12 protein-coding genes are annotated in these 12562 nt (G+C 70.5%); 2 read left to right on the plus strand and 10 right to left on the minus strand.

Translation table 11 applies throughout. From position 1 onward, the window contains the following. Window positions 1-371 precede the first annotated feature (371 nt). On the minus strand, window positions 372-4868 hold the full coding sequence (mobF, locus tag AB0J36_RS06985) for a MobF family relaxase (RefSeq protein ID WP_363660238.1): 4497 nt from the start codon (window positions 4866-4868) through the stop codon (window positions 372-374). A gap of 346 nt (window positions 4869-5214) precedes the next feature. Between mobF and AB0J36_RS06990 the strand changes: the two genes are divergently transcribed. Beyond that, entirely contained in the window at window positions 5215-5616 is a 402-nt protein-coding gene (locus AB0J36_RS06990) for a hypothetical protein (protein WP_363660239.1), read from the plus strand. Between the two features lie 120 nt (window positions 5617-5736). Here AB0J36_RS06990 and AB0J36_RS06995 read toward each other — a convergent pair whose 3' ends face one another. The 4 genes from AB0J36_RS06995 to AB0J36_RS07010 all read right to left on the minus strand — a co-directional run bounded on the left by AB0J36_RS06995 (window position 5737) and on the right by AB0J36_RS07010 (window position 7714). After that, window positions 5737-5898, minus strand: a complete 162-nt coding sequence (locus tag AB0J36_RS06995; protein ID WP_158630759.1) for a hypothetical protein — start codon at window positions 5896-5898, stop codon at window positions 5737-5739. A 259-nt stretch (window positions 5899-6157) separates the two neighbouring features. After that, entirely contained in the window at window positions 6158-6661 is a 504-nt protein-coding gene (locus tag AB0J36_RS07000; RefSeq protein WP_363660240.1) for a hypothetical protein, read from the minus strand. A gap of 99 nt (window positions 6662-6760) precedes the next feature. Continuing rightward, the gene (locus tag AB0J36_RS07005; protein WP_357129833.1) at window positions 6761-7207 is read right to left on the minus strand and encodes a single-stranded DNA-binding protein; all 447 of its coding nucleotides are present in this window, start codon (window positions 7205-7207) and stop codon (window positions 6761-6763) included. A gap of 81 nt (window positions 7208-7288) precedes the next feature. Beyond that, on the minus strand, window positions 7289-7714 hold the full coding sequence (locus AB0J36_RS07010; protein ID WP_363660241.1) for a single-stranded DNA-binding protein: 426 nt from the start codon (window positions 7712-7714) through the stop codon (window positions 7289-7291). A gap of 713 nt (window positions 7715-8427) precedes the next feature. On the opposite strand from AB0J36_RS07010, the gene AB0J36_RS07015 reads away from it, so the two are divergent. Further along, on the plus strand, window positions 8428-8694 hold the full coding sequence (locus AB0J36_RS07015; RefSeq protein WP_363660242.1) for a hypothetical protein: 267 nt from the start codon (window positions 8428-8430) through the stop codon (window positions 8692-8694). On the opposite strand, the gene AB0J36_RS07020 is transcribed toward AB0J36_RS07015, so the two are convergent. From AB0J36_RS07020 to AB0J36_RS07040, 5 genes are all read right to left on the minus strand, one after another. After that, window positions 8672-9715: a bifunctional DNA primase/polymerase gene (locus AB0J36_RS07020; RefSeq protein WP_363660243.1), complete on the minus strand. Its 1044-nt coding sequence runs from the start codon at window positions 9713-9715 to the stop codon at window positions 8672-8674. The genes AB0J36_RS07015 and AB0J36_RS07020 overlap by 23 nt on opposite strands. Further along, window positions 9712-10227 (minus strand): hypothetical protein, encoded by a 516-nt coding sequence (locus AB0J36_RS07025; protein WP_363660244.1) that lies wholly within the window; start codon window positions 10225-10227, stop codon window positions 9712-9714. Before AB0J36_RS07025 ends, AB0J36_RS07020 begins: the two co-directional genes overlap by 4 nt. A 102-nt stretch (window positions 10228-10329) precedes the next feature. After that, a complete protein-coding gene (locus tag AB0J36_RS07030; RefSeq protein WP_363660245.1) occupies window positions 10330-11259 on the minus strand; it encodes a DUF4192 domain-containing protein in 930 nt (309 codons plus the stop codon). Window positions 11260-11274: 15 nt separating this feature from the next. Beyond that, window positions 11275-11715: a hypothetical protein gene (locus tag AB0J36_RS07035; protein WP_363660246.1), complete on the minus strand. Its 441-nt coding sequence runs from the start codon at window positions 11713-11715 to the stop codon at window positions 11275-11277. A 3-nt stretch (window positions 11716-11718) separates the two neighbouring features. Further along, window positions 11719-12501, minus strand: a complete 783-nt coding sequence (locus AB0J36_RS07040; protein WP_363660247.1) for a hypothetical protein — start codon at window positions 12499-12501, stop codon at window positions 11719-11721. Window positions 12502-12562: the final 61 nt, after the last annotated feature.

A 12562-nucleotide genomic window follows, 5' to 3' on the forward strand; every position in this document is an offset into this window, starting at 1 on the left:
GTGGCATCGCACCCGCTGATTCAGCGTCAGGCTCCGATCTCGTTGGGCCCTGCAACGATGTGGCTGAACCAGTCCGGGTGGTGCCGATTCAACCTGCCGGAATCAGAATTGATCGCCAAGGCGGGGACGTGCATCCTCACGTGTCTCTGCCCGCACCCACCTTGTCGTCGCTGGAGAGATGGCCGGTAGCAAGCTCGACACGGCTCGGACGCTGGGTATCGAAACCATCACACCCGAGAAGCTCGCACAGCGCCTCGCTGGCATCTGACGTCGGGCGCGGTCGCGATCAGGACTCCGGGTACGGCGTCCACGCCGTGCACCAGGCGGGAATGCGGACCCCGCTTACCTCGACGCCTGCCTTGAGCTTCGCCTCACCAGGACACCTGGAAGTCCGGCCGGCTCCGAACTTGGTCAAGAGGTGGCTCGGGTGCGGTGTGCTGTATGCCGACGCGCTGCTCAGGCGAGGTGGCAGACCGCGCGGGGTCGGGTGTGGCTGCGGAGATGCGGTAGCCCTCGGCGATGAGCTGAGCGTTCAGACATGTCGCGTACGTGGGCGTGGTGAGGATGCTGTCTGGGTCGCCGTCGCGGGGGCCGAGCCAATCTTTGCCCAAGTCGTCGGCGATTCGGGCGGCGATGTGTGCCCGTTGTCCGTCGGGTAGGGCGAGGTAGATGTCGCGTGCGATCCTCGCGGTGGCGGGGTCCGCGGGGTTGGTGTGCGGGTGCCGGGCGGCGAGGACGGCGTCAGCGGCGTGGAGGTATGCCCGGTGCCCGGCGTGGTGCTGGGGAACGTAGGGGCCGATGGGTTGGTCGGGGTTGTCGCCGGTGATCTGGTACTGGTCGCGGTAGGCCGCGACGGTCGCTACGTGGGTCCGCCACGTCGCGTGCTCGATCGGCTGGCTGACGTTGCCCCGGAGTCCGGTGAGCCAGGCGGGTTGCTCGGTGAGGGCGCGGTCGGTGACCTCGTTGACCCGCTTCTGGATGAGCCGGGTGGCGTCTTCGAGGTAGGCCGTCAAGGCGGTGTCGGTGGTACGGGAAGTGGCGTCGAGCCAGGGCACCGGCCCGGCCTCGGGGGCGGGGCGGGTGAGGCGGTGGAGTTGGTGGCGGACGCTGTCGAGGTCGCTGTTGGGGCGGGCAGCGGTGAGGAGTTGTTCGGCGGGGTGGCCGTGGGTTTCGGCGGCCTTGAGGGTCCAGGCGAGGGTGCGCCAGCCGTCGGTGGTGCCGGCTTCGGCGGGTGGTGGGGTGGTGTCGAGGTGCTGGTTGAGGCGCCAGGCGAGGACTTCGGAGAGGGACCGAGCGTCGTGCAGGGGTCGAGCGAGGGCGGCCGTGGCGACGGCGGTGAGGGCGTCGTGTCCGGCGTGTTCGGCGCGGCGGATCGCGGCGGTGAGGGCTGGCCAGGCGGGCTCGCCGGTAGCTTGGTCGGCCTTTCGGTCGCCGAGAACGGTGGAGATCAGCTGTCGGTGGTCGCCGTCGTGTGAGGTGGGTTCGCTGGCGAGAAGCCGCGGTGGGCGGGTCGCGTCGATGGGGTCGAGGGGCTCGGCCGTACGCAGGATCGGTCGGAGGAGAGCGGCGTACCTCGCGGTGTCGTCGACGCTGGGTTGGGTGAGGGCGGGGCTCGGGCTGCGGCCGTCCAGGTGGTCTGTGATGCGCCAGGTGAGAAGTTGAGCGGGGGATTCGGCGCCGACGAGGGTGCCGCGGCGGGCGGTGTTGGCGAGGACTTGGGGCAGGTCCCAGCCGTTGCTCTCGGCGGTGCGCAGCGCGCGGACGACGGTAGGCCAGGCGGCGTCACGGTGCACCGCGCCAGCGTCTGGGCCAAGGGCGTCGGAGACGAGGGCGTGTAGGCGCTGGTTGTCGGCGAGTTCCGTCGCGTAGCGCAGTCGGGGGACCAGGGTGGCGAGGCTTCGGGCCTGGTCGGCGGCGTGGGCGATGGCTTCGGTGGCGGAGGTTTGCGCGCCTTCGGTGGCGAGGACGGTTTCGAGGACTTCTCGGGCGGCGCGGGCGTGTGGGTTGTAGCCGGCGCGGTCGAGGCGGGCGTCCTCGTCGAGGGGCAGGATCCGGTGGGTGACGGCGTAGAGGGTGGTGTGCTGGCGGGCGCGGGTGGCGGCGACGTAGAGCTGTTCGCGGGCCATGTCGTCGGTGATGAGGGCGTGGGAGGTGTCGACGGTGGCGCCCTGGGCGCGGTGGACCGTGGTGGCGTAGAGCAGTTCGACGTGCGCGCCGACGTAGGCGGCGGGGAGGGTGAGAGTGCCGCCGTGCTGTTGGTGTTTGACGGTGAGGGCCCCGTCGGGGCGGCGGTGGGTGACGGTCCAGGCGTCGCCGTTGCGGACCCAGTCCTTGCCCCGGTTGCTGGTCATGGTGCGGCTGTTGAGGCGGGTGACGATCCAGTCTCCGCGGCCGGCGCGGTTGCCGTCGTGCAGGTTGACGCCGTCGGGTTCGACCTGGCCGGCGGTGACGCGGTCGGCGCGGGCGCGGGCGGACAGGGCGGTGACGCCGGCGCTGGTGGACGACGACATGAGGGTGGTCAAGCCTGCGGTCATGTCGGTGTGCCAGGCGGTGTAGGCCTGTTCGACCATGGCCTCGTAGGAGCCGCCACGGATCCGGCCGCTGCTCTCGTAGTGGTCGAGGGCGGTGGTGTCGCCGTCGCGGAGGCGGCGGGTGGCATCGGCTTCGGCAGCTGTGGTGAAGCGGTGCAGGGCGGTGAGTTCGACGGCGCCGGCCTCCGTTGCGAGCAGGCGCAGTGCGCCGCCGGACTCGACGGCGGCGAGTTGCCGGTGGTCTCCGAGCAGGCGTACGAGGGCGCCGTGCCGTGTGGCGATGTCGCGTAGGGCGTCGAGGTTGTGGGTGCCGGCGAGGCCAGCTTCGTCGACGAGGATGACGTCGCCGGGCCGTACCCGGAAGAACTCCTTCCCAGCGGAAAGGGCGCTGGGGGTGCGGTGTTCGTGGACGAACTTGTGCAGGTTTTCGGCGGGGACGCCGAGGTCGGCGCTGAGGACGGCGGACGCGGCGGCGGAGGTGGCCAGGGGGATGAGTCGCTGGCCGTGGGCGGCGACGACGTGTTGGTACGCGCGCATGGTGGTGGTCTTTCCGGCGCCGGCGGGGCCGAGCCCGACGGCGATCAGCCGCGCGTCGGTGGCGAACGCGACGACCATGGCCCGCTGCCCGGGGTCGAGCGTGGTGGCGGTGGTGGCCTCGTAGGCATCAAGCATCGCCTGCACGGCGGGGGCCGCGTAGCCCATGACGGTGGGGGTGCGGGCGGCGTCGAGGAGGCGTTGTTCCGCGTCGAGGATCGCCTGGCTGGTGTAGCGGGCGGCGCCGTGCTGTACGAACACCGACGTTCCGTCCTCGCGGCGAAGCCCCGCCGGTTCGACCGGATCCGGCTCGACCGTGACGGGTACGCAGAGCACGGTGACGGCCTGGTGGACGACCTGCTGCAGCACCTCCGCGCGGTCATGCGGATCGGTGAAGCGCAGCCCGCGAGGGGCGACGGTGGCGGGTGGTTCGCGCAGCAGCCGGTCGGCTTCGGCACGCAGGTTCCACACGGTCCACGTCGACCGGGATCCCTCCGCCTGCCGCACCGCCAGAGCGGCTAGGGCCCCGATCTGCTCTGTGGATAACGTTGTGGAAACCGTCTCGTGTCTGTGGGCGGGGCCGGTGGCGCTGACTACCTGGGCAAGGGACCGCGCGGCCGATTGGCCGTGTTCGGCGTGCAGTCGGGCCGTCCACTCCTCGCGCAGCGCGGCGAGGGAACGGGGAGCGGGTTTGGGACCGCGGGTGTCGAGGTTGGCTTGGCCCGCGAGGCGGAACGCGGCCTGGTTGTCCGGGTCGCGGCCGTGGGCGCGACGGAAGTCGACGACCAACTGCTCGTAGCGGGACTCGATCTGCGACCGCCGCGATGAGAACGTCCCGATCACTTCGCGCGGAACACCGGCTACCTCACGGACCGGATGCCGCTTGCCCATGGTGTCAGGGCGGACCGCGAACTGCACCCCGAGGTGTTGGATGGCGAGGGTCTCGACGGTGGAGTTGTAGTGCTCGGACGCGGCGACTGCGATGCGGTGCAACGGGCCGCCGTCAAGGCTGCGCCACTTCCCATCCGCGCCCTGGATCTTGTTGCTGATCGCGACATGCGTGTGCAGGTTCGGGTCGCCGTCGCGGGAGTCGTAGTGGTCGAACATGGCGTAGACCAAGCCGCGGGTGTCCAGCTGCGCCTGCCCGGTATCGCCGCTGCGGGTGAACGCCGCATGCTTCTCCAACAGCTGTAGCGCGGAGTCGCGGGCCTGCTCGTGGATCGCCTTCACCGCGTCGCGGACCCACTCGCGCTCGTCGAGGGCCCACAGCAGGACGAGGCTCTTCACGGGGGTGAAGACGAGGTCGTAGCCGGCGACGGCACCGCGGGCCCGGCGGGCCTCCTCGGCGCGTACCTTGCCTGTCTCGGCCTGTGTCGGCCTTCGCCCCGTCTCGGCGCGTACCACGTCGAGCCGTTGCTCAACACGGGTGTCGAAGTCCTGCAGGGTCGCGTAGACGGGGAAACGGCGCCCGAGGGTGGCCTGACGGATCGCCTCCTGCGTGAGCCGCTCGACCTCCTCGTCGTCCATGCCGGGCCGAACCCGGGTGGCGAGATGTCGGGCGATGATGGCATCGGCATCGGGGTGCATCCCCTGGCCAAACAGGTGCCGCATCTGCTCCTCGGACACCTGCCCGGCCAGACCGAGCGGGGCCAGACCTCGACCGCCCCACCGGCCGGGAGGGTTGCCGGGGGCGGTGTAGTAGTCGGTCGCGTCCTGCCCGGGAAGCCGGTCGCGGTCGCCGCCGACGACGTGTCGGGTGAGGTAGGTGTAGCCGTCGCCGACCGACAGCTTGTGCAATGTCATCACTGGGCGACCACCCCTTCCCTTGCGTCGAATTCGCCCCCCATCCGCCTTCGTTGGCGCGATTGTTTGCGCCGTCTATTTGAGGGGGAGAGGGGACGGTACCCGCCGCAGGCGATCCATGGCAAGAGCATCTGCAAGAGGTGTGTCGGCGTTCTCTTTTGAAGCTGTGGATCAACGTTTGCGCTGGTGGGGCGGTGTTGTGTCGGGGTTTAGGCGGCTTTTCTTTTCGGTTGTTTGTGGTTGTATTGACGTGGTTTGAAATTGCGACTCGGTCTTGTTGGTAATGGGTGCTCGTGGCTAGGGTTTCGGTATGGCTAAGCGAAATTCTGGTGCGGGTGTTAATCGGATGGCGGCGCGGAAGGCGTCGGAGGTTCGAGCAGCGCGGGTCGCGAGGCTCGCGGCGTACGAGGCGAACGTGACGGAGGCGGTGCGGGTCTACTTCGACCGGGTGACACGTGCGGGTCAGGTGCGGGAGGAGGCGGACCTTCGGGCTCAGCGGATCCTCGCTGCCGGGCAGAGCAGGGCAGGAGGGCTGGACCGGGAAGCCGATGCGGCCGTCGCCCGGCTTCGGAGACTTGGTGAGCCGGTCACGGAGATCGCGGCCATGATCGAGCTTCCTGTCGCTGGGGTACGCGCCGCCCTCGCCCGCGCCAGCGACCACCCGACTGCCGTGGGCGACCAGCCGGCCCTCGTCGATGAGCCCAGGGAGATGCCCGCGCAGGAGGAGCCGGCATTGTCGACGGCATGAGGTCGGGCGCGGCTTCCAGCACGGCGCAGCCGGGTGCGGTCGGCAGGGGCGGGTGATGTCGCCACGGTGATGGCGCGGTGGGGCCGGACTCGACAGTCCGGCCCCGCCGCGCGTTGCGTGTCAGCGGTCGCCGTAGCGCAGGACGGTCCGGTACTCGGCGGCGTCGGCGGCGCTGTACGGGTCGTAGGCGTCCTTCTGCCCGACCAGCACGAGTCGGCGGCGGACGGACGCCGTGGTGGGGGAGCGGTGCTGCGGGGCGGTGGGAGTGGCGGTGGTGCTCATGAGTGGGTCCTCCTGACGTTCGGGTTGGTGCGCTGCTGCCCGGTTGGGGCCGGGGTGCCGCGCTGACAGGCCGGTGAGGGACCGGCCGCGGCCGGCGGCGGGCAAGCGGGAAGGCCGCGAGATCTTGGGAGCGCAGCGGTCCGGGGAGCGCAGCGAGCCGGCCAAGATGTTGGGGTCGGCGCTTGCCGGACGTGGCCGGGTCGGTCACCACTGGGGACTGGCCAACGCGCACCACGGACACCGGCGAGACCCAAGCGGGTCAGGGCGGAGTGGCGATGCGCAACCTCTCGTACGGGCGGGCGCGTCGCCCGGTGAGGCGTAGGCGCAGATGCTTGACCGGTGCGGTGGGGTAGGCGCGGAGGTAGGTCACCAGCGTGTAGGCGAGGTTGGCGGTGCGCTTTTCGACATCGTCGAGACCGGGCTGGCCCTGCATGCGGGCGTTGAGGGCGCCGAGGAGTTGGTACCAGCCGTAGTAGAGCTCCTTGATGGCGATGACGTTGTCTGCCGTCAGGTGGGTGCAGGTTCGGGTGGCGGTGAGCCACTGCTGGTTCACGGCTTGGGCGTGCTCGTCGAAGAGGTTGCCGATGAGCATGTCGAGTTGGCGGCGTACGTCGTCGGCGTCCTGCGGGAGGCTGATCGCGGGCAGGGGCAGGCAGGCTCCCGACTGGGGGTGGGCGGCGTGGACGACCTGGGTGATCGTCGCGCAGCCGCGAACCAGCTCCCGATAGGCGTCGGCAAAGTGATGGCGGGCTGGAGGAGTCATGAGAGGTTCTCCGGGCGTCGGGCGGGTGTTCGGTGTTCGACCAGGCGGATGGACTGATCCCCGGGCGGGCCGCGGGCAGCGGCCCGCCCGGTGTGGTGGTCAGCGGTGCAGGAGCTGTGGGTCGGTGGTGACCTCGGGGTAGAGGTGCGCGGCGTACTGCTCGCCGTCGGGGGTGGTGACGATGTCGCCGCGGCGGGCCTTGACCGCAGTGCCGGCGTGGGCGTCGGTGAACCGCATGGAGACCGACAGGTTGCGGGCCTGGACTTTGAGGCTGGGCATGTCGGAGTCGTTGAGGTAGGGCAGGAGTTGGCCGGCTTCGACGAGGACCTGGTCGCCGCGGGTGAGGTTGCGGGCCCGGGCGGCGAGGTCGCCCCAGCACATGACCTCGAAGAACATGGCGCGGGTGTCGACCCACTTGCCGCTGTGGTCGCGGTAACGGTCGCGGTGCACGATCGGGAACTGGACGTACTCGCGGCCGTCGCGGGTGTGGCCGGTCTGCGGTGAGGCGGTGAGCCGGCCCTCGACGATGCAGGTGAACAGGGACATGACGATGCTCCAGACAGTCAGGTCGGGTGAGGGGTGATGGGCGGGGCCGGCCGGCGCGGCCGGCCCCGCCTGCGGTGAGGGCTAGAAGGCGGGCTCAAGCTCGCGGTCGTCGGCGCTCCAGGGGGCCTCGACCTGCTCGGCCTTGGCGGTGCGGGCGGACTGGGCGCCGGCGAACCGCATCGAGACGGCGACGTTGCCGGCGGTGACCTGCAACTGCCCGGCCGGCTTGTCACTGTTGGGTGACTGGTAGGCCCAGACGGAGAGGTCGTCGCGGGCCTCGACGATGACCGTGTCGCCCTTGCGCAGGTGCTCGGCGCACCGTTCGGCGAGGCTCTCCCAGCAGGTGACGGTGACCCACAAGGTCGGCCCGTTGGTCCACTCACCGCCGTTGCTACGGCGGCGGGTGTTGTGGCCGACCCGCAGTTTGCAGACGGCCTTGCCGGAGGGGGTGACGCGCAGCTCGGGCTCGTCGGCGAGGTTGCCTTCGAAGGTGAGGTTGAACAGCATGACCGTGCTCCCTGTCGCTTGGTGTGCGGCGGGCGGGCCGGTCGGGTGACCGGGGCGCCGGGGTGCCGCGCTGACGGGGCCGGTCAGAGCCCGCCCTGGGGCCGGGGCTGCAAGCAACCGGCCAAAAGATCTTGGCGTCGAGCGGAGCGAGACAAGGGGCCAAGATGTTTTGGAAGGGGGCTTAGCGGCCCCGGCCCGGGTGGGCTGACCTTCGGGTCCCTCAGCAGCGGACACCCGGCCGCCACCCGGGACACCAGCACCGCCAGTGCGCCTCATTCGTGACGAGCGGGGCCCGGACGTCGTACCGGCCTCGCCGGCCGCCGAGTTGGGGCACTAGCGGCACGCTTGGACGGAGCCAAACGATGTGGGGGCGTTCTGCGCCCGGCAGCGTCGTCCGAACGTGTTGTGGCCAGGTCGCTTGTTCCGGGGCGAGATGCTGACTGCGAGCAGACCATCCGCGTCTGGCTGCTGTCCACGGGGCGCCGAGTCAGACGCCCCAATGACATACGGCGGCGGGGTGGCTGAACTCAACAACTGGTAGGCGCTGGGTGCTGGACTGGTCGTGTTGGTTCGGTCACGATTTGGTGATGAGTGAGGTGCGTCCTCGGTGGGCGAAGCTACCCCCGGCTGAGCGAGACCGCCGTCTGGCGCAGAGCGCCGCAGATCGCGCGCGACACGAACATGGCGCAACGCCGTCGACGGCCGTACCGCGCATGGATGTGCCTGAGCAGGAGCGGCGCAGCCGGCAGGGTCAGAGCGACGCCGCCCGTGCCCAAGTGACGCGCTGGGCGGGACTGCCGGAGGAGGAGCGCCGTCGTCGACAGTCGCAGAGCGACGCTGCTCGGGCTGCGGCCCGGCGTACCGAGGCGCGGCCTGTCCGAAGCTCGGCGACCGAGTTGAGCGACGACGAGACCGTCCGGGCGATGGAAGACACGATCGACAACGGCGGCTACGACTTCATGTCGAAGGACGACTGGTGACAGCAAGACGAAGGCGGCGGCCTGGGTGAGGGCTCGTATTCCCACGGCGCGGTTGTCGTCCCCGGGTTACTGCCCGGGGGCGGCGTAGTCCGGCTCGCCAGCCGGAGGCGATCGTCGTACGAGCCTCAGCCGCCGACAGGCCGACGGTGTGCGCGGCTTCCGCGAGCCGGGGCCACACCACCTGTGCGTCTAGCCCGTCGTGCGCGGCGAGTTGTCCGAGGCGGAATGCCGCGAGGTGCAGGGCCGTGTTCCGGCCGCCAGCGGTGATCCGCTGTCCGCCGCGGATGACCGGCCGGGGTGCGGCGAGGATTCTGCCGATCTCGCCATTGAGGGCGGCGAGCCCGTACCGGTCGGGGTCGTCGATCCGCCCCGGGATAGCCGTAGCCGGTTCGGGCACCGGGGCCGGCGGTGGTGACAGCAGTCGCCGTAGGGCTGGTGGGCAGTCTGGCAGGACGCGGTCGAACTGTTGGGTGAAGGTGTACCGGCGACCGGTGGGGTGCAGCGACGGCGGTGCGACGACGAGGCCGCCGCGTCCACGCCAGTCCACCCCGGGTATCACGCCGACGCGGTTGGCGTGCCCGGTCGCGGCGAACCAGAGATGCCACCCGAATCCGGTTCGTACGACAGGCCCCTTCGAGCGGGCGTTGTCGAAGATGGCCGTGACGGTTCGGAGTCCGTCTGCGGTGTCGATGTCGCAGACGTCGAGCAGGCTGCCGGTGGCGAGGCCGATGTTCGCGTCGGGCCACCTCGTCCACCATTGCCGTACGAGAGCGGGGTCAGTGGAGGCATCTCGCAGCCCGTGCCGCAGCCTGGGGTGTTTGCCGGGTGACGGGCAGGCGAGCGCCCGCCGGCAGCTACAGCCACCAGCACGCTGGGGAGTGTGCAGGGGCATCACGGGGATACCGGCGGTGGCGTAACGAAGGGCCACGTTGAGGACGGGCTCGGATCGCAGGTCCTGCGGTGGGTGCGGTTGGGTGGCTGGTGCGGCGGTCGGCCCCTGGGCTTGGGTCGGGGTGGTCATCGGAGGGTCCTCAGGTGGTCATGGGTGCGGTTCGGGCCCGACGAATCTGTCGAGGCTGGGCATGGCACCAGGACGGCGGGATGGTGGACGGGGTGCTGGTTGACCGTGAGGTCGAGCCTGACGTACTCGCCGTTCTCGGTGGCGATCGCGACGCTGAGCGGCGCAGCGGTGCCCGGGACTGGGGTGACGGTGAGGGTGACGGGGCCGGCGGTGATCGTGGCGGTCGGGACGCCGTATCGGTCCTCGCTGACCGCGGCGTTGACGGCCCAGGTTTCGGCCAGCAGCGGCCGGCCGCTGCTGTCGATGAGGCTGCTCATCAGTTCCAACGCGTCTGCGCCGGATGGCTCGGCTTCACGGTTGAGGAATGCGGTGAGCGCGTCGACGATCGCTGTGTCCGGGTGTTGCTGGCCGTTCGTCGTGTGGTGCGACCGCAGATCCCCGTGGTCGGCGACTGTCGGGGTGCGATGGCGTTGCATCAGGCCGGTGTTGGTCAGGGCAGCTTGCGGCGTCACGAGGTACTCCAGAGGCAGTGGTGCGGGCGGGATGGATCAAGGTCGGGGCCTGGTTGCTTCGGCCCGGAGGGTTGGCTGTGCGGAGGCGCGACGGGGAACGCGTCACTCGGCGCGCGCGGCGTCGAAGTCGCAGGTTCCGAGGAAGGCCAGGTCGCGGGCGGGTATGTGCCTGCCGGCGGCGAGCGCCACGATGCGGCTTATCCGGTCCTGTGGGTCGACGGTGAGTGCCCGCCGGGCCGCGGCGAGAGCGAGGGTCTCGTCGCCGAGTCGCCACGCGCACCAGGCGGCGAGACCTGCCGGAGCGGTGACGTACTCGTCGGGGATGCGGCGGGTCAGATCCAGCCACAGATCCCGCTCCCACATCGCCCCCGACGTGGCCCGCCGTACCGTGTCTCGGTTGTGCGGATCGGTCAGCAGGATCGCCAGGCGGGCGGCCTGCTCGACGGTGAGGCGGTGGCCGTTTCGGGCCCGGTCAAGCAGTGTTCGCAGCGTCGCCGGCTCGTCGGAGGCGGGCTGAAGGGCGGCAATGGCTGCGGCGACGGCGGTCTGTTGTGCCGGGTCGGGATCGGTGAGCGCGAGCAGGGCGTCGCGACTCGGTAGTGCGACGAGGCCCTCGACGGTCGACTGGGCGGCAGTCGCGGTCGCCTTCGCGTCGAAGCTGACACCCTCGGTGGCGTCGCAGGGACAGTCGAGGCAGAAGTAACGGTCGGTGATCACCAGGAGCGTCTGGCTGACGGTGAGGTGCGCGGCCAGGGCGTCACCTGCCGCCGTGACCGTCGGTGCGACGTCCCGGTTGCCGTAGCCGACGAGGACGAGGGTCTGCGCCGCCGTCCGATCGGCGACGTCGCGGAAGGCCTCGACGACCTGCGCCATCGGGGCGGCGAGGTCGACCCGGGCCGCGACGGCGACTCTCCGGTCGGCCTTCAAGAACAGCGCGACGAGACTCTGATCGGGGTGGTAGCCCAGCAGGTAGGGCACCAGGCCCAGCAGTTCCGCCTGCGACCGTACCGTGAAGGTGGGGACATGAGACACGACAAACTCCTTGTGTTAGGCGGCGGCGCGCATAAGCGCGAGCCGGTCCAGTCGCCGGTAGCGGGAGGCGAGCAGTTGACACAGCGCATGGGCGTGGTGGACGGCCGCCGCGCCACCGGCCGTCGACTGATCGGCGGCCTTCTCCGGCGCCAGGCGTAGCCGCAGCGGCCGGGACGCCGTGTCGAGGTCTCTCGCGCTGCCGCCGCCGACGAGGGTGACGCCGCCTACGACGAGCAGGTTCGTCAAGTGGGTGGCCAGCACATGCTCGCCGTCGCCGAGCTGCACGATGACTCGGTCAGGGCCGAGTTGCTGATCCAGGACGTTCGGCTTGAATAGGACCGTGCCGTACAGCTCAGCGGCCGAGACTCGGTAGGCGACCACGCCGCGCGGACGCCGTTCCTCGGTCACCGTGACGCGGCCCAGACCCGGCAGGTCCACGAAGTCGTCGAGAGTCATCGGTCAGGCCCCGCTTCCGACGGCAACGGCGTGGGCGGTGCCAACCTGTGTCGCTTGCAGTGCTGGCTGTCCGTTGCCGCTGCTCGATTCGGCATCGGCGCCGGCCGTGGCCAGGGCGCGAAGGTCTGTGACGCGCCGCTCGTAGCGGTGGATCTCGGCGGAGAGTTCGTCGCGTCTGCGGTAGCGGTGCGCCAGCTCGTCGCGCAGGAGGTACTCGGCGCGCTGCTCGGCGCACAGACGTGCCCAGGTGATGACGAGGGTATGACGCACCGGGTGCGTAGCCCACATGGTGCGCAGGACAGTGATGATCGCGGCGGCGTACTCCGAGGTCCTGTCCGGCACCAGGGCAGCGACTCGCGTGCTGCCGGCGCGGTAGACCGTCAGGTGCCATCGCCGGACTGGGTCTTGCTGATCCGGGTCCAGGTCAGCGATGCCGGCAATGGTGATCCCGTTGATCACCGGCCGATTGATAAGCGGGCCCGTGTTGACCGGGTCCGTGGGTTCGTGGCCGCAGCGGACCCAGATCCGGGTCGGGATCAGCTCCTCGTCGGCGAAGGCGGGCTCGATGGTGAAGGCGCCGCTGGCGCGGCGCCCGGAGATGACGTAGCGGACCTGCCCGCTGGTGAGGTCCGGGGTCTGGGTGAGGGTCAGCTCGCCGAACGGGTCAGGCAGGGCCACGGTGTGAAGTTCAGTCATGGGTGCTTCCAAGGTTCTTGAGGTGAGGGGGTCGCCGGGCGGGCGATGCTGGCCCGATCCGCCCGGCCGGCCGATCGGCGCAGCCCGCACGGGCCCACCCGGTCGACTTTCGAAGATCACGAGAGGCTGCGACGGTGGGCATTGCGGGGCC

Source organism: Micromonospora sp. NPDC049662 (genome assembly GCF_040675055.1).
In the GTDB taxonomy this organism is placed as follows: domain Bacteria; phylum Actinomycetota; class Actinomycetes; order Mycobacteriales; family Micromonosporaceae; genus Micromonospora.